The organism is Terrisporobacter vanillatitrophus (assembly GCF_051148895.1).
GTDB lineage: Bacteria > Bacillota > Clostridia > Peptostreptococcales > Peptostreptococcaceae > Terrisporobacter > Terrisporobacter vanillatitrophus.
Genome location: NZ_CP154625.1, coordinates 1,649,180 through 1,668,669 on the forward strand (window position 1 = coordinate 1,649,180; position 19,490 = coordinate 1,668,669).

24 protein-coding genes and 1 riboswitch are annotated in these 19,490 nt (G+C 27.3%); of the genes, 21 read left to right on the forward strand and 3 right to left on the reverse strand.

Annotated features, from left to right (window positions below; genetic code table 11):
• Positions 1 to 114 precede the first annotated feature (114 nt).
• A riboswitch (guanidine-I (ykkC/yxkD leader) is annotated at positions 115 to 209 on the forward strand.
• Between the two features lie 173 nt (positions 210 to 382).
• From TVTCOM_RS08290 to TVTCOM_RS08305, 4 genes are all read left to right on the forward strand, one after another.
• Positions 383 to 1,690: an MATE family efflux transporter gene (locus TVTCOM_RS08290; protein WP_434799362.1), complete on the forward strand. Its 1,308-nt coding sequence runs from the start codon at positions 383 to 385 to the stop codon at positions 1,688 to 1,690.
• Between the two features lie 183 nt (positions 1,691 to 1,873).
• Positions 1,874 to 2,650: a SagB/ThcOx family dehydrogenase gene (locus TVTCOM_RS08295; protein WP_434799363.1), complete on the forward strand. Its 777-nt coding sequence runs from the start codon at positions 1,874 to 1,876 to the stop codon at positions 2,648 to 2,650.
• A gap of 140 nt (positions 2,651 to 2,790) precedes the next feature.
• On the forward strand, positions 2,791 to 3,216 hold the full coding sequence (locus TVTCOM_RS08300) for a hypothetical protein (protein WP_434799364.1): 426 nt from the start codon (positions 2,791 to 2,793) through the stop codon (positions 3,214 to 3,216).
• 478 nt (positions 3,217 to 3,694) lie between these two features.
• Positions 3,695 to 4,222, forward strand: a complete 528-nt coding sequence (locus tag TVTCOM_RS08305; protein WP_434799365.1) for a putative immunity protein — start codon at positions 3,695 to 3,697, stop codon at positions 4,220 to 4,222.
• Positions 4,223 to 4,367: 145 nt separating this feature from the next.
• Here TVTCOM_RS08305 and TVTCOM_RS08310 read toward each other — a convergent pair whose 3' ends face one another.
• Positions 4,368 to 4,910 carry a GNAT family N-acetyltransferase gene (locus TVTCOM_RS08310; protein ID WP_434799366.1) on the reverse strand — a complete coding sequence of 181 codons (543 nt, stop codon included), beginning with the start codon at positions 4,908 to 4,910 and terminating at the stop codon, positions 4,368 to 4,370.
• Positions 4,911 to 5,052: 142 nt separating this feature from the next.
• Here TVTCOM_RS08310 and TVTCOM_RS08315 point away from each other — a divergent pair, with 142 nt between their 5' ends.
• The 5 genes from TVTCOM_RS08315 to TVTCOM_RS08335 all read left to right on the forward strand — a co-directional run bounded on the left by TVTCOM_RS08315 (position 5,053) and on the right by TVTCOM_RS08335 (position 7,743).
• Positions 5,053 to 5,403: a winged helix-turn-helix transcriptional regulator gene (locus TVTCOM_RS08315; RefSeq protein ID WP_434799367.1), complete on the forward strand. Its 351-nt coding sequence runs from the start codon at positions 5,053 to 5,055 to the stop codon at positions 5,401 to 5,403.
• Between the two features lie 222 nt (positions 5,404 to 5,625).
• Positions 5,626 to 5,802: a hypothetical protein gene (locus TVTCOM_RS08320; protein ID WP_434799368.1), complete on the forward strand. Its 177-nt coding sequence runs from the start codon at positions 5,626 to 5,628 to the stop codon at positions 5,800 to 5,802.
• Between the two features lie 58 nt (positions 5,803 to 5,860).
• A complete protein-coding gene (locus tag TVTCOM_RS08325) occupies positions 5,861 to 6,568 on the forward strand; it encodes a protein kinase domain-containing protein (protein WP_434799369.1) in 708 nt (235 codons plus the stop codon).
• 160 nt (positions 6,569 to 6,728) lie between these two features.
• Complete coding sequence (locus TVTCOM_RS08330) at positions 6,729 to 7,220, forward strand: hypothetical protein (protein ID WP_434799370.1); 492 nt, start codon at positions 6,729 to 6,731, stop codon at positions 7,218 to 7,220.
• Positions 7,221 to 7,404: 184 nt separating this feature from the next.
• A complete protein-coding gene (locus TVTCOM_RS08335; RefSeq protein ID WP_434799371.1) occupies positions 7,405 to 7,743 on the forward strand; it encodes a hypothetical protein in 339 nt (112 codons plus the stop codon).
• A 138-nt stretch (positions 7,744 to 7,881) separates the two neighbouring features.
• Here the strand turns inward: TVTCOM_RS08335 and TVTCOM_RS08340 are convergent, their stop codons facing one another.
• Both TVTCOM_RS08340 and TVTCOM_RS08345 read right to left on the reverse strand, forming a co-directional pair.
• Positions 7,882 to 8,982, reverse strand: coding sequence for a PQQ-dependent sugar dehydrogenase (locus tag TVTCOM_RS08340; RefSeq protein ID WP_434799372.1), 1,101 nt, complete (start codon positions 8,980 to 8,982; stop codon positions 7,882 to 7,884).
• A 354-nt stretch (positions 8,983 to 9,336) separates the two neighbouring features.
• A complete protein-coding gene (locus tag TVTCOM_RS08345; protein WP_434799373.1) occupies positions 9,337 to 9,861 on the reverse strand; it encodes a hypothetical protein in 525 nt (174 codons plus the stop codon).
• A gap of 231 nt (positions 9,862 to 10,092) precedes the next feature.
• On the opposite strand from TVTCOM_RS08345, the gene TVTCOM_RS08350 reads away from it, so the two are divergent.
• From TVTCOM_RS08350 to helD, 12 genes are all read left to right on the forward strand, one after another.
• Positions 10,093 to 10,440 carry a MerR family DNA-binding transcriptional regulator gene (locus TVTCOM_RS08350; protein WP_434799374.1) on the forward strand — a complete coding sequence of 116 codons (348 nt, stop codon included), beginning with the start codon at positions 10,093 to 10,095 and terminating at the stop codon, positions 10,438 to 10,440.
• A gap of 46 nt (positions 10,441 to 10,486) precedes the next feature.
• Positions 10,487 to 10,738: a GyrI-like domain-containing protein gene (locus TVTCOM_RS08355; RefSeq protein WP_434799375.1), complete on the forward strand. Its 252-nt coding sequence runs from the start codon at positions 10,487 to 10,489 to the stop codon at positions 10,736 to 10,738.
• A 70-nt stretch (positions 10,739 to 10,808) separates the two neighbouring features.
• Positions 10,809 to 11,276, forward strand: coding sequence for a tRNA (N6-threonylcarbamoyladenosine(37)-N6)-methyltransferase TrmO (gene tsaA, locus TVTCOM_RS08360; protein ID WP_434799376.1), 468 nt, complete (start codon positions 10,809 to 10,811; stop codon positions 11,274 to 11,276).
• A 244-nt stretch (positions 11,277 to 11,520) separates the two neighbouring features.
• Positions 11,521 to 11,724 carry a hypothetical protein gene (locus TVTCOM_RS08365; protein ID WP_434799377.1) on the forward strand — a complete coding sequence of 68 codons (204 nt, stop codon included), beginning with the start codon at positions 11,521 to 11,523 and terminating at the stop codon, positions 11,722 to 11,724.
• A 438-nt stretch (positions 11,725 to 12,162) separates the two neighbouring features.
• A complete protein-coding gene (locus tag TVTCOM_RS08370) occupies positions 12,163 to 12,696 on the forward strand; it encodes a leucine-rich repeat domain-containing protein (RefSeq protein ID WP_434799378.1) in 534 nt (177 codons plus the stop codon).
• A 174-nt stretch (positions 12,697 to 12,870) separates the two neighbouring features.
• Positions 12,871 to 13,896, forward strand: a complete 1,026-nt coding sequence (locus TVTCOM_RS08375) for an IS1595 family transposase (RefSeq protein ID WP_434799379.1) — start codon at positions 12,871 to 12,873, stop codon at positions 13,894 to 13,896.
• A gap of 84 nt (positions 13,897 to 13,980) precedes the next feature.
• The gene (locus TVTCOM_RS08380; RefSeq protein WP_434799380.1) at positions 13,981 to 14,415 is read left to right on the forward strand and encodes a hypothetical protein; all 435 of its coding nucleotides are present in this window, start codon (positions 13,981 to 13,983) and stop codon (positions 14,413 to 14,415) included.
• A 422-nt stretch (positions 14,416 to 14,837) separates the two neighbouring features.
• Positions 14,838 to 15,185, forward strand: a complete 348-nt coding sequence (locus TVTCOM_RS08385) for a GNAT family N-acetyltransferase (RefSeq protein ID WP_434799381.1) — start codon at positions 14,838 to 14,840, stop codon at positions 15,183 to 15,185.
• A gap of 79 nt (positions 15,186 to 15,264) precedes the next feature.
• Entirely contained in the window at positions 15,265 to 15,801 is a 537-nt protein-coding gene (locus tag TVTCOM_RS08390) for a GNAT family N-acetyltransferase (protein WP_434799382.1), read from the forward strand.
• 52 nt (positions 15,802 to 15,853) lie between these two features.
• Positions 15,854 to 16,219, forward strand: coding sequence for a VOC family protein (locus TVTCOM_RS08395; RefSeq protein ID WP_434799383.1), 366 nt, complete (start codon positions 15,854 to 15,856; stop codon positions 16,217 to 16,219).
• Between the two features lie 215 nt (positions 16,220 to 16,434).
• Entirely contained in the window at positions 16,435 to 16,881 is a 447-nt protein-coding gene (locus tag TVTCOM_RS08400) for an S-Ena type endospore appendage (RefSeq protein WP_434799384.1), read from the forward strand.
• A 355-nt stretch (positions 16,882 to 17,236) separates the two neighbouring features.
• The gene (gene helD, locus TVTCOM_RS08405) at positions 17,237 to 19,474 is read left to right on the forward strand and encodes an RNA polymerase recycling motor HelD (protein WP_434799385.1); all 2,238 of its coding nucleotides are present in this window, start codon (positions 17,237 to 17,239) and stop codon (positions 19,472 to 19,474) included.
• Positions 19,475 to 19,490 lie beyond the last annotated feature (16 nt).

A 19,490-nucleotide genomic window follows, 5' to 3' on the forward strand; every position in this document is an offset into this window, starting at 1 on the left:
ATCTAAGAATATTTATGTAAAATCACTTTAAAATATAGTTTGAAATAATTTTAATATAAAAATAAAATATTGACGAAGATTTATTAGTGTGTTAAAATTTATATTAAATTTCATAGAAAAGTTTTCTAGGGTTCCGTAGTTTATAGCTGGCAGGTCCGAGAGAAAACGCACATTTATTGTGTACACGGAAGGATAAAAGCCTGGGAGATATTTTTAATAATATACCTCATGGCTTTTTTTATTGCCAAGAGATTATTATTATCACATTAATTAATAAAATAAGACAAGATAATTATTCACCACCGGGTGAATATAAAAGGTATCAGAGCACTCCATTAGGTCTTAGAAGGAGTGTTTTGGTACTTTTTTGCAGGAGGAAATTGTGAAAGAATTAAAATTAAAATTCATAAAATATGTCAGTTTAAATGTTATGGGAATGATAGGTACTTCATGCTATATTCTTGCAGATACCTTATTTGTATCAAAAGCCCTTGGAACGGTAGGTCTTGCATCACTGAATTTTTCCATTCCTGTTTTTAGTATTATACAGGGTATAGGTCTGATGATAGGCATTGGAGGTGCAACGCAACATTCAATTAAAGAGCAACAAAAAAGCAGTAACAATAGTTCATTTACACAATCAATATATTTTGGTGGAATAATGTCAATTTTTTTTATGATAGTAGGTGCTTTATTTGCAAGCAAACTTGCCATGTTGCTTGGCGCAGATAAATCAACTTTTTTATTAACAAAAACTTATTTGACAACTTTATTGTATTTTTCACCTTTTTTTATTTTCAACAATATTTTGTTGGCTTTTATTCGTAATGATAACAACCCAAAACTATCTATGATAGCCATGCTTGTCAGTAGTTTTGCAAATATTGTTCTTGATTATGTTTTTATGTTTCCCTTTAAAATGGGCATATTTGGTGCAGCCTTGGCAACATCACTTTCACCAATTATAAGTTTATATATATTGTCACTGCATTTTATAAAGAAAAATCAAAAATTCCACTTTGTGAAAAGTAAAATATTATTTTCAAATATTTATAAAATCATAACACTAGGCTTTTCATCACTTATTGGAGAACTTACATCAGCAATATCATTAATTACTTTTAATTTAATAATATTAAAAATAGGTGGAAATACTAGTGTTGCATCATATGGTATAGTGGCTAATGTATCACTTATTGTAACTTCCATATTTACAGGAGTATCTCAAGGAATTCAGCCACTATCAAGTGAGTATTATGGTAAAAATGAAATGACTTTTGTAAAGAAAATTTTTAATTACTCCATGATAACTGCTCTAATATTTGAAATTGCAATATATGTAATTATTTATCTATTTACAAATGAAATAGTAGCAATTTTCAACAGTGAGCATAATTTACAACTGACAACAATAGCAGGTGAAGGAATGAGAATATACTTTATAGGTTATTTATTTGCAGGAATTAATATAGTATCTTGTGCATTTTTCAGCTCAATATCAAAGGTGAAAGAGGCAATGGTAATATCTATTTCAAGAAGTTGTATGATTCTTATTCCTGCCATTTTTATTTTTAGTATTTTATTTAAAATGAAGGGTATTTGGTTTTCTTTTGTCATAGCTGAATTTGTTGTATTAATAATAAATAGTGTGTTTTTAATTAAGAATAAAATACCAAGCTTCAAAAAGTAAACAAATTATAAAATAACTCTATCTTAGTATATAATATAAAAACTATGATAGAATTATTTATTAGATTTAACAAATAAACTGATTTCATCTTAATTGATTAAATAAAATGTATCATAAGTTACGGAAATTTTTCACATATTATGATATATTAATTTATGACAAAAAATAAAGGAGACGATTAAAATGGGAAGATATGAAAAAGAGAGAGGATTTTTAAAATCCAATTTTAATGAGCTAAAAAATATAAAAACTGATAGAATGAAGGGTATGTCTCAACCTGATGAAGTTAAATCTTATGATTCTACTGCTACTATAGTAGATCTACCACAAGTGAATAATGATGTGATAAAAAAAGTAGACATTTATGAATGTATAAAGGACAGAAGAAGTACTAGGCTTTACAGTGATGAATCAGTTAGTATTGAAGAGTTATCTTATCTTTTATGGTCAACTCAAGGTATAACTGGACGTAGTAAAGGTGGATTGCCTTATAGAACGGTTCCTTGTAGTGGAGCAACTCATTCTTTTGAAACATACTTATTTATAATGAATGTGGCTGGTTTGCAAAAAGGAATTTATAGATATTTACCAATAGAACATAAGCTATTATTCATGTTTCCATTAGAAGATGTTGATAGTAAAATAGATGCAATTACACTAGACCAACCTTTTGTACCTAACTTTGCAAAAAAAGCTGCTGTTACCTTTGCATGGAGTACAACACCTTATAGATCAGAGTGGAAATTTGATATTTCAGCACATAAAAAGATATTAATAGATGTGGGACATATTTGCCAAAATCTTTATTTGGCAGGTGAATCTGTGGATACAGGAGTTTGTGCAATTGGTATATATGATCAGGAAGCTGTAGATCATCTTTTACAGTTAGATGGAGATGAAGAGTTTGTAATCTATCTTGCTGCAGTAGGCAAAAAGAAAAGTAAATATAAGATAAAATAAAGATAATGTCATCTCTAAATAAAAATTATAAAAATTATAAAAATTATACAAAAAATATGAACTATTTTGTCGAAAGCACATATCTTATATTGAGAGTTCCTATATGGGACTATCAATATAAGATATAGGAGTGATATGAAATGATTTTAAAAAGTAATAAATGTGTAGGTTATGGACAAGATGATTATGATTATAGAGAAGATATAGACAGAGATAAGGACTATGAATGTAAATGCAAAAAACCTGAGAACGACTGCAAACGTAAAAAACCTGAGTGTGAATGTTATTGTGAATGCAAAAAACCTGAGGACGATTGTAAATGCAAGAAACCTGAGTATGATTGTAAGTGCAAGAAACCTGAGTATGATTGCAAATGCAAAAAACCTGAGTTTGAATGTAATTGTGAATGCAATTGTGAATGCAATTGCGAATTAAAAAAGCCTAATCATGATGATTGTGAATATAAAAAACCTAATCATGATGATTGTGAATATAAAAAACCTAATCATGATGATTGTGAATATAAAAAACCTGATGATGATTGTAAATGTAAAAGATGGTATTAGTAAACTTTTTTAATCAAAACAGACAAAAGTTTATTGTGATTAAAAATGCAATTGTATAAAAAATAATAATTAAATTTACGGAGGACTATAAAACAAATTTTATAGTCCTCTTTACATATATTGTATATTTTTAGATCGTTTAGAATAAATAACAATAAACCACATCACAAGTAAACGATACAGTTTTTAATAAAAAAATTATATATTCATATTTAATTAAAGAAGGAGTAATGTAATCAATAAATGATGAAGCCTTGCGAAGTAGGAGAAAGGTCCTTGATTCCTCTAAGGTAATTTCTAAAAATGCTAATAGGTGAAGCTTTGATATATTAAGTTATTTAAACAAAAAAGCTTTAATAATCTTTCTCCTTAGGTTTTAGGCAAAATAGTTTAAGAGTTGAAATATGATACAATTGTTGTATATAATCTAAAATATAAAGTTACCTATGATAAAATAATAAATTAAAAAGGAGTTATTATGGCTAAAGTACGAAAAATGATTGGAAAAGCAGACTCACCATATGTTCTATCTCTTATGAGATTAATAGAAACGCAAAGTAAAAATACAATTGTAAAATGGTGTAATGAATATGCAAGGGAGCATATTCTACCTATTTATGAAAAAGATTATCCCGAGGATTCTCGTTTAAAAAATGCACTAAATGCAATTAATGAATATCTAGAAGGAAATATAAAACTAACAGAAGCAAAGAAGATTATTAAGGAAGCTCAAATAGCAGCAAGAGAAGCAGAAGGAAATCCAGCAGCACAAGCTGCAGCTAGGGCAATTGGAGCAACAACAGCAACAATTAATACTCTAACAAGTTCTTTGGGACTTGTATTTTACGGAAGTGCATCCATAGCATATTCAACTGTTGGTGTTAAGGAAATACCTGAAGTTTATGATGAAATAGCAGCAAGAGAGTGTAAAAATATGGAAGATGCTTTACGAAAAGTAGCTATAACAGATGAGCCTGATCCGGCAAAAATAAAATGGAGTTGCTAAATATGACCTTTTAGAAAGAAAAGTAAGTAAAATTAAATCTAAGACATACAAAATATAAAAACATTATCATAATAAGCTAGTGAGCTTATAAAATTGTCTACTAAAAGGCCATATCAAAAAAGATATGACCTTTTATAATTTCAGCCTAAATATTTCTTAACACGGTAATAAATCCTTCCAGAATATTATGACTTATTTTGAAGTTTTTACCTTGATAAAACTTTAAGGCATTAGTATTTCCATTTGATACAAAAATAAACAAATCATCAATTGATTCAAAGGAATTTAACCAATCCATAGATTTATTAAATAATACTGTGCCAATGCCAGATTTACGATAACCATCTCTTATATAAAACTGAGATAAACACCCTACATCACTACCATTAACAGAATCAAAATCAAAGAAGTCAACAGGTTTTAAAGTGGCAAATCCACCAGAATAAGTATTCTTGTGGCAGATATTGCTGTAAGCATATCCTACAATTTCATCATCATCTTTGGCCACAATTATAAAGTTAGCTTTTGCACTTTTAACAGATGGAATCATTCTAGTTTCAAAATTCATATTGTCAAACCACTCTGGATGTATATTAGATTTAGATTTTTGATATACCATTAGTTCATTGCACAAATCTTTAATGCAAATTATATTATCATCAGAAATAATTTCATAGTGTATACTCATATTAATCTCCCTTTCTAGAAAAAGTTTAAAAAACTTCGACCAACTTCAAAGTTTTGATATAATTATAGCAGTTAGAACTATTATAACAAGTACGCAATATTTTTTGTTTAAGTAAGAAAAAACTGAGTAATGGAGTGATATTATGAAAAGCAAGAAAGTTTATAAAAGTCGTTTAGATAATTGTCCACTAACATATACATTAAATATTATTAATGGAAAGTGGAGACTTCCTATAATTTGGGCATTAAATAAAAATGAAATTATGAGATACAATGAGTTAAAAAGAAATATTGATGGAATTACAAATATGATGTTAACACAAACATTGAAAGAACTAGAATCATATGAAATTATAGTGAGAAAGCAGTATATGGAAATGCCACCGAGAGTGGAGTACTCTTTGACAGAAAGCGGACAAGATTTAATTGTAGCTCTTAAAGAATTAGCTAATTGGGGTAAAAAGATGCAAAGAAATAATAATACTATTGAATGAATTTAATTACAATGAAATTATAATACTTTAAAATTTGTAAAAAAGATTATGTATTAGAAGTAGGAGCATTTGCCCCTACTTTTTTAACTATTTCCAAAATCAGTTGAATAATGAAGTAAGATTATATGAAAATATAATGTAACAAATTGCATTAATATGTCATAAATTATATTGATAACTAGAATGCTCTAGTTATCAATATATATATAAAGGAGTGATATAATGGATTCTTTAAAAAATCAATCAGATAGAGGACACGAATACTACAAGAAAAAAGGAAAAGGAAGAACTAGTGCCTCTATTAGTGGATCTAGTGTATCAGGAAGTGGCTCCAGTGCATCACAAAGTGCTTCAAGTGCAAGCGCATCATCATCATATAGTAGACCATATAGTGATTAATTTATAAGTAATATGAGCAAATGCCACACTAGGAGGAGATAGTATAGATAAATATTATATGCCTGGTGAAAAAATAAAAGATTATACTATTATAAAAATAATAGGAGAAGGTAGATATGGAATAACTTATCTATGTGAAAAAAATACAAATGAGAAGTATGTAATAAAACAATTGAAAAAGGACATGATGGAAAAAAATAAAGAAAAATTATTTTATGAAGAGGAAATAATGAAATCTTTAGATGATAAAAATTTTCCTAAATTCATAGAAAAATTTGATTACTATGATACAAAATTCTATGTTATAGAGTTCGTGGAAGGAAAAGACTTTTATGAGTTATTGTCCTTTGATGAATATGAATTTACTAGGAATGAAATATACGATATTGCACAAAAAATTTTAAAAATTATAATTATCTTACAAGAAAGAAACATTGTTCATAGAGATATTAGAATTTCTAATGTAATAATGAACGAAAAAAAAGATTTAGTACTAATTGATTTTGGACTAGCTAGATATATAGATGAGAAGAAATACAAAAAAGAAATAGATTATTGGTATATGGCAGACTTTCTAATACATCTATATTATTCGTCTTATGATTATGAAAATTCAGAATTAGAAGATAAACCATGGTATGAAGAGCTAGATTTAAATAAAGAAGAATTAATTTTTTTAAAGAGATTAATGGGAATTGAAAAAACATATAAAAATACAGATGAAATAATGAGAGATCTTTTTATAATTAAAAATTCAAATATTTAGATAAAACAATGAACCATATAGCTTTAAATTTTAAAGTTATATGGTTTATTAATAATAATTTATAATAAGGAGGCGTTTTTATATAAAAAATGTTGTCAAAATATTAAGTATATATGAGGATACATTTAGAGTAAATAAATACTCAAAAAAACCATTTAGAGTGATTGGATTAATAGACGTAGACATGGAATTTTACTATGGAGTAGAAAGAGTTACTTTAGCTTTTTATAGGTCTTCAGGTACAAATAACAACAAGATTAAAGGCTTATGGTATCCTATTGTAGGTATAAAAACTGAAGAAGGAGAATTTACGGAATTTAGTGAGTATATAAATTATGTTCTTTCAAATACAACTTTAGATGGTACAGCAGTAAAAGGTTGGCTTGCAAAATCAATATTCTTTGGCAAACAAGATGAAAACTGGAAATCACCAGGTTTTTCAAATACTAAACATTATGAATCACTTTACTATATAGGAAAGACCTTACAACGTCTTTATAATGAGAAAAGTTATGAAATAGTGAAAAATTTAAATGCTATGGAAGTAAACAGAGTTTTATCATTAAGAGAAAAATATTATGGAAATAATCATACACAAAGAGAAAATTTTGAAAAATTTATTGAAGATATATTTTGGGAATTCAAATATTAAAAATATTATATGATTAAGTATGTATTGATATAAGAGTCGATACATACTTTTTTATTGTGGAAAAATAATTTTTACATTTAGTCAGTTACATCATTTGTTGAATTTTAAATAATGATTTATATCTTATAAATAGAACACTATTTTCATTAAGGAATATCATGTTATAGAGGGGAGTTGATCAAAAATGTATTCAGAAAAAAATAACAAGAATAGAAATGTAAAGAATTTGAATGATGAATGTAAAAGATTAATGAATTATCACACTATCTTTACAACAAAGGATGGAAAGGTATTTGATGGGATCATTGAAAGTGTAGAGGGGGATCAAGTTACTATTTTGGTTGGTGAAGATGTAATGGAGGAAGAACTTAAAAATCAAAGTCAACAACGACAATATGGTACACCTATCAAGTTCAGACGTTTTAGACGTAGAAGATTTCCACTTGCTAGTTTAATAGCACTATCATTATTACCATATCCATACTATGCTCCACCATATCCTTATTATCCATATTACCCTTAAAGAAAATATCATATAAATATATTACACAATTTTTATTAATAACTATTAAAATAAAAATCTAAGTAAAATAATCATTACATTTAAATAATAAACCGTATGACTTATTAGTAATACGGTTTATTATTATTTAAATGTAATTTACTTTTGAATAAGACGTATGATTTTATCATCAGTTATATTTGGATCTCCCTGTCCGTCTCTATTACTTGTTGCAATATAAATTGACCCATCTTTTCCTTGAATTACGTCACGTAAACGACCATACTCATTTTCAAAGAAAGATTCTATATTTTCAACTGTTGTACCATCTTCATTTAATGAAAAAATAAGAAGTTGTTGGCCGCGTAGTGTAGCAACTAATAACCTGTCTTGCCAAGGGCCTTGGTTTGCAAAGGTAATACCAGATGGAGCCCATGTAACTTCACCACTGTGTATCAAAGGCTTTTGTATCTCAACTTCCGAAGAATCTTCATCTCCTTGAACAAGAGGCCATCCATAATTTAATCCTGGTAGTATAATATTTATTTCATCATGTGCTAATTGACCGTGTCCTGAGGAATATAACATATTTTTTGAATTCCATGCTAAGCCTTCTGGATTTCTAAGACCATAGCTATAAATAGGTGAGTTATCAAATGGGTTATCTTTAGGAATGCTACCATTTAGATCTATGCGAAGTATTTTTCCAGCAGTACTTGAAAGATCTTGAGCTAATGAAGGATTTCCTGTATCTCCTGTTGTTATATATAATTTATTATCTGGGCCTATTTTTATTCGCCCTCCATTATGAACTCTTCCTCCTGGAATTTTATCTAGAAGAACCTTATCAATATATGCCTTGTTATCATTTTCTACTAGTCGAACAACACGGTTATAGAGTTTATTATTTTCTTCGTATGAATGCATGACATAGAAATAATGATTATGAGAGAAATTAGGATCTAAAGCAATTCCCAGTAGACCTCCTTCTACCAGACTTATAAAAGGAGCTTCAAATGTGATTAGTGGTTGGGGGTTTAGTGTGCCATTTTCAATAACTCTAACTGATCCAGGCCTTTCTGTAAAATAGATGTTGCCTTCGTCACTTATATCTATAGCCCAAGGAACATTTAAATTTTCAGCAATAACTTCAACATTATAAGGAGATTGTCTTGATTTAATTGATTTTATTTTTATGTTGTTCCTCTTTGGATTACGAAATATAATTTTATGAAAAATGTCAGAAATTATTTTTTTCATAATTTTATCCTCCAAATCTAAATAAACAATTTATAAATAGAAATTTCCAATTAAAAACTATTTATATATTTATAATATTATTCGTTGAAAAATATAAAGATACTATTTTAACTTTATTAATAAAATTTTTAATAAATAAACACAAGTATTGAGAAATATAGTGAAGAAAAGATTAGTAGGGTGTTTTCATATAAGATTTTATTCTGAAAAATATAAATGAGTTTTTATTAAAGTTTAGGTATGAATTAACAGAGATTTAGATAAGTGAAATTTTATAGAAATTAAGACGGAGTATGGATATTTAGATACTCCGTCTATTTATTTAGAGTAAGTTAAGTATAATCAATAAAAATATTATAAATTATAAAATATCTTAACATATGAATACAATTGATCTCCACGATTTAAATAATGATATATATATGTTAAATAATCGGAATAAAAAAGATTAGTTGCTCCAAGTTCGTTATTTATAATTGCATCTATTAATACTAATTGTAAATTTAGACTTAATTTATAATTATTTAATAAAATACTAATTTGTTCAGAAAATAATAAATCTGGAGGAGAGTTATTATATTTTCTGTCGAACATTTTTATTGCACTGTCTATTGATGATATTTCAGATAAATAAAAATTTATTTCTCTTTTTATCCTACTAGAATTTTCTTTTACTGTATTTGGGTCTATATTAATAGTCCCAATATTTGCTCTTAATGTTTCTATTCTATCAAGAAATCCTAATAACTCCTCTTTTCCTTTTAAGTTTTGAAATATTATAGGTACTGATAATTCAGACCTTTCAGCAAAACTTGTATAATTATTTGTCATATTAAATAAAATCAATAATAAAATTACTGGTATGAATTTTTTCTTCATTTTGATGTCCTCTCTAATTTATTAATTTAATAATAGTTTATACTGATGTATTTAAGTTTATTCAAGTATAAGTTGATATAGAAAAATAAAGTTAATATTTGACTTCTATTTTATGTAAATTTAATGTGAAAAATTTAGAATATGGTATTATTATCATAGTTTGAAGTTATGAATGTTTTAAAATATCAGTATGTTATAATTATGAAATATATTAGATATAAGGAGGAAATCATGTTTAAAATTGGGGAATTTTCAAAACTGACTCAAGTGTCTATTAGAATGTTAAGATACTACGATGAAATTGGGTTATTAAGACCAGCAAGTGTTGATTTGTCTACAGGGTATAGAATGTATTGTGCATCTCAGATACCAGTTCTTCAAAAAATAATTTTATTAAGAGATACGAAATTTTCAACAGGAGAAATAAAAGATATAATACTAAAAGATAAAGAAACAAATATAGCATATGAATTAGTAAAAAAGAAAGAGGAAATTGAGAAAGAAATTGAATTAGAAAAGCAGAGAATTAAAAAAATAGATAATGCAATAAGTGAAATAGAATGTTGCTTTATATCATGATATTGAACATAAGGATGAAAATTTAGATGTTGAAGTTGGTATAATAGTGGATAAACTAGGAAAAAACAAAGACGGATTTATATATAGAGAAGTAGAGGGCGTAGAAAAAGTGGCTTATGCAATGGTATACGGACCATATAGCAATTTAGCAAAAGCTTATGAAATGTTAGCATATCATCTTGAAAGTCACAATGAGCAGATGGCAGAAAAACCTTCTAGACAAATATGTCATATAGGAGTAGATGATACTAATAACCCAGAAGAATATCTTACTGAAATACAAATTCCATTAAAGTAAAATTTGTTGACTCTCACATCATGTGAGGGTCTATTATTTTTGTAAGATAAATTATTAGGAGGTAAATATTATGAAATTAAAAGAAATTGGAAAAGTAAATGTTGAAGGAAAAGATATGTTTCTTCAAATTAATAAGGAGTATGTAAAGGGGCTCCAAGGATTAGAAGGCTTTTCTCACATTGATGTAATATGGTGGTTTGATAAGTGTGACAATAATAAAAGTAGAGGAGTTACAGAAGTAAATCAACCTTACAGAAAAGCCCCAAAAAAGTTAGGAGTTTTTTCAACTAGATCACCAGAAAGACCAAACCCAATAGCATTATCGATAACTGAAATAACACATATTGACTATGATAAGGGTAGAATCTATATTACTTATATTGATGCAATGAATAATAGTGGGATATTAGATATAAAGCCATATACTCCAAGTATAGATAGGGTGGAGAAACCTAATGTTCCTAATTGGTGTAGTCATTGGCCACTATCATATGAAGAGTCTGGTTATTTTGATTGGGAGAATGAATTTTTATTTTAAATTTAAACAACATGATAATCAAAACTAGGAAGGCATCTACAAAGGGATTTAACTAAATTATTTTTGAGCGTAAGGAGTAAAGAACCGTATCACAAATAAGTGATACGGTTCTTTTGTAAAAAGAATTATAGAAGGCTAAATATAACTTACAATTTCATAAGGTTATGTAAATTTGTTGATTAATAATAAGAAGTCAAATACTATATAGTTGAATATATTGACTAAAAGTATAGGGGGGAATAGTTTGAACAATATGGATGGTATAGAAGAAAAATTAGATGACATATCAAGTTCTATTGAGGATATAAGTAGTTCTATAGATGAATTTAGACAAGATTATAGTGATAGTGGTTCTTTATCTGGTACTGGAATAATTATTATAATTGTATTAATCTGTATTAATAATAATATAAAAAAACTTACACGAGCAATTAGAGATAAAAAGTAATTGAGGATTCCTGTGTATTGATCAATAAATAGAAAATTTATATTTGAGTTTAGATTAAAGTTTAAAAAAAATAAATGTGATATTGTTGTTAAAGAGGAAGCAATTGAAGATGATAATTTTTTTGATATAAAAAATGATGGCAAAAGTGGAAAGATGTTATTTGTAAGAGAAAAAAGCAAAGATGGAAGTAAGGTTAAGGTTAATATACCATTAGAATTTATAAAAATAATGGGTGGAATATGAAGTATGTACAGTAATGAACTTGAAAAATACAATATAGATATAGCTAAATTAATGGATGCAATAGAGAATGGATTTGTTGGAAGAATCGCAGAAGAAAAAGGGTTTTCTGGTATTTAAAGGATATTAGCTATATAACTTTACATTCTTTCCAAAATAGATATAATATAAATATCTATATTAGGGGGAGACAGAAAGATGACAAAAGTAAATGTAAAAGACGAATATGTTTATGAAGTAAAAGGTAGAGGTATTATAATCAAAGAGTACATTGGAAAAGAGCAAATAATCTACATACCAGAAACAATTGAAAACAAGCCAGTAACAAAAATTGCTAATGAAGCTTTTGAAGGAAGAAATCTTTTAGAAGTGTATATGCCAGATACTATTAAGGAAGTAGGAAAATTTGCATTTGCATCAAATATGTATATGACACAAATAAAGCTATCAGCAAATTTAAAAGCCATACCAGAAGGAATGCTTGCTTTTTGTGGCAAACTTAAAGAACTTAATGTGCCATCATCAGTAAAATCTATGGGGAAAAATTCACTTGATTGTGTAAAACTGAGAAAATTAATACTTCCAAGTTCAGTAGAAAAGATTAGCAATAGGATTTTTGGCAAAAGCATGGAAGAAAGTAAATCTACTACTTTTATAGTTGAAAAAGGTAGTTTTGGGGAAGGATTCTTATCTTCTAAGGGTTTAAATGTAGAATATAATGAAGAAATATAATTATTGAAAAACTGTTATAAAAATTTGTAATATATTGACGTAAACATAAAAGGAGCACCCATTTAAATGGGTGCTATTTTAATATTTGGCTATGTTTTAAAATAGTGTTGAAAATGGATATTTTCTAAGATATAGGATATAATATAGATACATCAATATTTTGGAGGTTATTGTATGCCAAGCATAAAGTCTATATTAACAGATATACAAACATTACCATTAAATCAGATTGAGGAAATATTATGTCATTTGGAAGAATTTCTTGTATTAGGTTCTCAATTAGAAGAAGTCTGTGATGAGGTTAGAGAGTTCAGATTTGCCAAGGGGAAAGTGTGTCCTCATTGCAATTCTGAATCAATATCAAGAAATGGTAAATATAACGGCAAACAAAGGTATATCTGTAAAGATTGTAGAAGGACTTTTACTGATTTTACAAACTCTGCAACTTATAGGAGTAAAAAAACATTAGACAAGTGGCTTAAATATGCAAAATGTATGATTATGGGGTTATCAATAAGAAAATCTGCTAAAATAGTTGGAATAAATATAGCAACAAGTTTCTTTTGGAGGCATAAAATACTTGATTGTATAAGTGCTTTTTTAGGAACAGGACATGTTGATGGAGTAATAGAAGCAGATGAAGTGTTTTTTGCTGAAAGTTTTAAAGGTACAAGAACTGGCAATATGCCAAGAAAATCTCGTAAAAGAGGTAAAGAGATTAAAAAGAGAGGTATATCAAAAGAACAAATTTGTGTTTCTACAGCGTTAGATAGGCAAGGAAATTTAATAATAGAACCTTTATGCAAAGGTAGAATGACTCATAAAGAGCTTGAGAGGCTTTACAAAGGACATATAGAAGAAGATTCTATATTATGTACTGATAGCCATAAGTCATATATTAAGTTTGCTATAGACTTTAATTTAGACCACAAACGAATAAAAACAGGTAAGCATAAAGAAGGTATTTATCATATTCAACATATAAATGCTTTACATAGCAATTTAAAGAAATGGATGGGTAGATTTAATGGTGTTTCAAGTAAGTATATATCAAATTATATGCAATGGTTTAAGTGGTTAAAAGTTTTTGAAAATGATAGAGACTCAATTAAAACTAAGAATTTTATTGTACAAAGTAATGTAACATATGATTACACCAAAGTAAAAGATTTTAAGTTAAGAGCACCAGAATTTGTCTAAATAGTTATAAACGAATTAAAAGAATGATATATTAAAAATGAGTACACAATTATTATATATTATAAATAAAAAGGGGGTATTTGTTTGAAAAAAAGTATCACAATATTGATTTATCTAATAATTACCGTTTTGATTACAGTAGGATGTAATAGTAATGTTCAAGAATTTAATATAGATGAGATAGCTTTAAAAGAGGCTAAAAAAATTACATCCGAACAAGGTTATACTTTAAAATCAGAAACTTTAACTGAGTCAAATCTTTTGATAGGTGATTCTGATGTTTTTAAATTTATAAAAGATGCGAGTATAGACGGTGGTTATTCAGAAGAAGATTTTAACTCGATTACAGAGGATAGAAAAGTTGTAGGATATGAGTTAGAAGAAAAATCTAAATTTGAAGATATGCCAGTTATGCTTTACTTAGTAATAGACGAAGGAAAAGTCATTGGTGCTTTTTTAGATTACTCTGGATATACACCAAGTATCGCACCAATAAATTTTAAAGGCTATTTGAAATAATCATAAAAACATATTCAAGGGGTTAAATGAATAATTTTAATACAATACTAACGAAAAAGTAGGGGTATACCAATTAATTGATATATACCTACTTTTTTATTATTAAAATTATTCAAAATATCAACACTATATTAAAACATAGCCTAATATTTAAAAATGTAGATGTATCAATTTTAAACCTTAGATAGAGTTATATTATCTTCAAAGATAATAAAAAACTTGAATGAAAATAAAAAATTCTATCTTAGTATGTATTACAATTACTATTATAGAGTTTTTTGTGAACAAATGTAAATCATTAGTTTGTACTTCAATATTGATAATAAAAGGAGGCGATAAAGATGCATGTTAGGATTTACAATGACTGTGATTAGCAAGAGTTTTTAAAATCAGTTCGTATAAATGGTTTATTGAAGTACAATATGAAAAAAACAAAGGGCAAATTAAAGGTGCCAAATATGGATTTTGTTAATATAGCACGCAATGAAGAAGGACTTATAGTTGGCGGTATTTCAGGTTCTACTTATTTATCATCTTTAGAAATAGAGGTTCTTTGGGTACAGGAGGATTATAGAGGGCAAAAAATTGCATCACGTTTGCTGAAAGAAATGGAGGTACGGGCTAAGAATACAGGATGTCATATTGCTCATCTGACTACTTATTCTTTTCAAGCTCCACTTTTTTATGTAAAGCAGGGATATGTAATTTGTGGAGAAATCAATGGCTTTCCTGATGACATTAGGTTATATACTTTAAAGAAGCGACTATAATTCATAGTACAATTAGAAGTTAGACTATTTTTAAGGAGAGTGATTGCAAAATCATTATGTATTAGGAGATTAAGAGAATATGAGAATAGAAATTAACAGAATAGTAATTAGAGATTTTGAAAGAAAAGATGCAAAAAATATTTATAGAATTGTTAGGGAAAATAATATTTTGAGATTTATGCCTGATTGGTCAGAAAATGGGGATTCACCACAATCATATTATGAATACATTGACTGGCTTCAGAGCAAAAGAGATTCAACTGATATTTATGAAAACAAAAGATATGCTATAGCATTAATTGATACAGACGAAATGATTGGCATGGTTGGAATGGGACTTGAAGATATGTTGAATGAAGTTGAAATAGCATATTTTATATCAGAAAAATACCAAAGAAATGGATATACAACAGAAGCAGTAAATGAATTAGTAAATTGGTGTTTTAATGTATCAGATATAAAATATCTTATTTTAACTATTGATTGTGCTAATTTGCCATCATGTCATCTTGCTCTAAAATGTGGTTTTGAGTTATTTGAAAAAAGGACTCCAATTGGTCATAAACAACCTAATATGGAAAGTGATAGTTATTTTTACTATCGCAAGTATAGATAAATTACAAATAAGCAAAGTTTATTAATTAATAATACAAAGGAGGAAAATAAAAATGATAATTAATTGGATTACTATTAAAGTCAAGGATTTTGAAAAATCAAAAGAATTCTATGGGAATTTTTTAGGAATGAAGGAAGAAGAGGAATTTTCGCCAAATGATTCTATGGTGATTGCTTTTTTTACAGCAGATAATGGAATGAAAATTGAACTAATTTATGATAAAAATTCAAAACAAGATGCTTGTGAAAATAGCAATATTTCTATTGGAATTTGCTCATCAAATTATGATGATCTTTTGAAAAAATCAAGAGAGAGTAAGATTATTTCTGGAGAGCCAGTAATTTTGGGAGGACATATGGAATGTTTCTTTGTAAATGATCCCAATGGTGTTGGAGTACAAATTATTAAAGGAGAATAATATAAACTTCAAATTTGTAAGTTAGTATTTTTATATCTAATTTATCATGAAGTCAGCCACTTATATATGGAGGAATATAATAAATGCACAATTGTCATATGATACGAAAAAAAGTAGAAAAATGTAAATTTATGTGTAACAAAATATCATATAAATAATATCATATATTACAGGCAATCTTAAAGGTTGTCTAGTTAAAAGGAGATGAAATTATTATGTATGAGATGAATAAAAAATGTTGCTGTGGATGGGATACAGAACCAGAATGTGATTATAGGAGAAATGATTGTGATGATAAGAGAAAAGATTGTGATGATAAGAGAAAAGATTGTGATGATAAGAAAATCGATTGCGATATAAAAAGTGAATGTTGCGAAGGATTTGTTAGGGAACAATTTAGTATAAGAACAACTGCTACATCAGGTACTGGAAGAGAGGTTTATAGAAACTCTGCTAATCTACTTGTAACTGGAACAGTAATGTTAACAAACTTAGGACAAAGAGACATTACTTTCGTTGTAGATGGTTTACAAGAAATTGTACCTCCAAATGAAACGGCTGCACTTACAGCAACTAATATAGATCATGTAACAATAAGCACTCAAAATGGTACTGCAAGAGCATTACTTTGCTTTGATATACAAGTTCCATCACCTGCTTAACAATAATGTTCATAATTTGGTTGCATTTAATTATATAGTTGACAATGGCAAATATATGGTGAAGGAGAACTTTTGGTTCTTCAACAAATTAATAATATAATGTTGTTCTAGGCAGAGGTTTATTCTCTGCCTTTTATTATTATAATCTTTCCGTTAGTAGAGCTACCATGATTGAGCTTTATGCTATATATATTATAATCAATGATTTAATCTAAAGGAGTAAGTCTTATTTATCTCCCACTATAATTATACCATAAATAAATTTTATTTTTCAGACTGTTAATATATATTCATTTCTATATAATTGATAGAGTAAATCAAATAAGTCAATGTATATAGTTAAGGAGGAAATAAAATGAGTGTGAATAATTATGAGTGGAACCTGGAAAATGAATGGTTGGAAAAAGTTCTTAAAGAGGCAAAAAGACAACTTGATGAAAAACGCCATGCTAAAGACAAGTTAAAAAAAGAGGCTATAGAAACACAAAGAGAAATGTGGAATGATCTTGGATCTATTTCTATAGAAAATGGATTAGATCAGCTTTCAGATTTTATATCCTTTATGGATATTATGAAAAATCAAAAAAGAGATCATGAATTTACTCAAAAGCTTGAAGAAAAGTATGAAAGAATGCTAGAATCTCCTTATTTTGGGCGAATTGACTTTATTGAAGATAAAGAAGATTCTACTGAAAAATGTTATATTGGATTGTCAAACCTTATTAATGAAGATTTTGATTTTCTTATTTATGACTGGAGAGCGCCGATTTCAAGTATGTTTTATGACTACGAAACTGGTAGAGCAAGTTATGAATGTCCAGAAGGTATAATATCTGGTGAAATAACTGGGAAAAGACAATATAAAATCAGCAATGGAAAAATTGAGTATATGTTTGACAGCAACTTAAGTATTGATGATGAAATGTTGCAAGAACTTTTGAGTAAAAATTCTGATGATAAAATGAAAGCTATAGTTACAACTATTCAGAGAGAGCAAAATCAAGTGATTCGTAATGAAAATTATAAAAACTTAATTGTTCAAGGAGCAGCTGGAAGTGGAAAAACATCAGTGGCACTTCATAGAATAGCGTATTTACTATATAAACACAGAGATAAAATAACACCTGAAAATATAATAATATTTTCTCCTAACAATATTTTTAACGACTATATTTCAAACGTATTACCTCAACTTGGTGAAGATAATATGTATCAAACAACATTTAATGACTATATGCATAAGGAATTAGGAGATGAATTCAAAAAAGAGACATCGTCAGAAATGATGGAGTATATACTTGATTATAAAGATAAACTAACCTATGAAGATAGAATTAAAAGTATTAAGTTTAAAACTTCTCTAGACTTTACTAATATTTTAAAAGAGTATATAAGTTATGTGGAAACAATGGATAGAGATTTTGAAGATATTATAGTAAGAAATAAATTAGTAATTTCAGCTGATGAGATAAAAAAATTATTTTATAATGATTTTTCAGATTTGCCAATTAAAAGAAGACTAAAAAAATTAAAATCTAGAATTGAATTTCTTGTTGAGCCTTATGAAGAAGCTTGGGTTAATGAAGTATATGAAAAACTTTTTGAATCTGGAGATTATATAGAAAGAGAAGAAATGATAGAAGAAAGTACTTCTATTGTAAAGGAAAGCTTAAAAGATGTTTATAATAAAATTTCTCAAATGACAGAGTTTAATTTAATTGAAATATATAAAGATTTATTTAAGCATCTGGATATATTTTTAAACAAGATGAATATGAAATATAATAATAGCTTGATAGAACATATAAAAATTTACTCAATAGATAATTTAAATGCAAATATACTTAACTATGAAGATCAAGTTGCACTTTTATATTTAAAATGTGCTTTTGGTCAGATCCCTAGTACATCACAAATTAAGTATATAATCATAGATGAGGCACAAGACTATACGCCACTACAATATGAAATATTTTATCAACTTTTTAAATCTGCAAAAATGACCATATTAGGTGATATAAATCAATCAATTAACCCATTTATGAATGTTGGAAACTATAATAATATTTATAATCTATCAAAGAGTGATACATTACTAATAAACTTAACAAAAACTTATCGTTCAACAATGGAAATTACTAAATTCTCAAGGAATATCCTTACAAAAAATGCAGATGATGAGTATGTTGAAAGACATGGTGATGAGCCTAAGGTTATTGGTTTTGATGATAAAAATCATATGAAGGAAAAACTTATAGAAGATATTAAATATTATCAGCAAAAAAATTATAAATCTATTGGTATTATTACAAAAACAGCAAGACAAACTGAAGATTTATATAATTTCTTAAAAGATAATAATATGGATGTAAAGTCCATAAAAAAAGATGATGACTCATATGCAAATGGGGTATTAGTAATACCTTCATATTTAGCCAAAGGTCTTGAATTTGATGTGGTTCTTATATACGATGCAAGCAACAAGAATTATAACAGTGAGGATGAAAGATTACTTTTTTATACTTGCTGTACAAGAGCTCTTCATGCGTTAAATATATATTATTTAGATGAAATTACTTCTTTATTAAAGTAATTATCAATTCTAATAA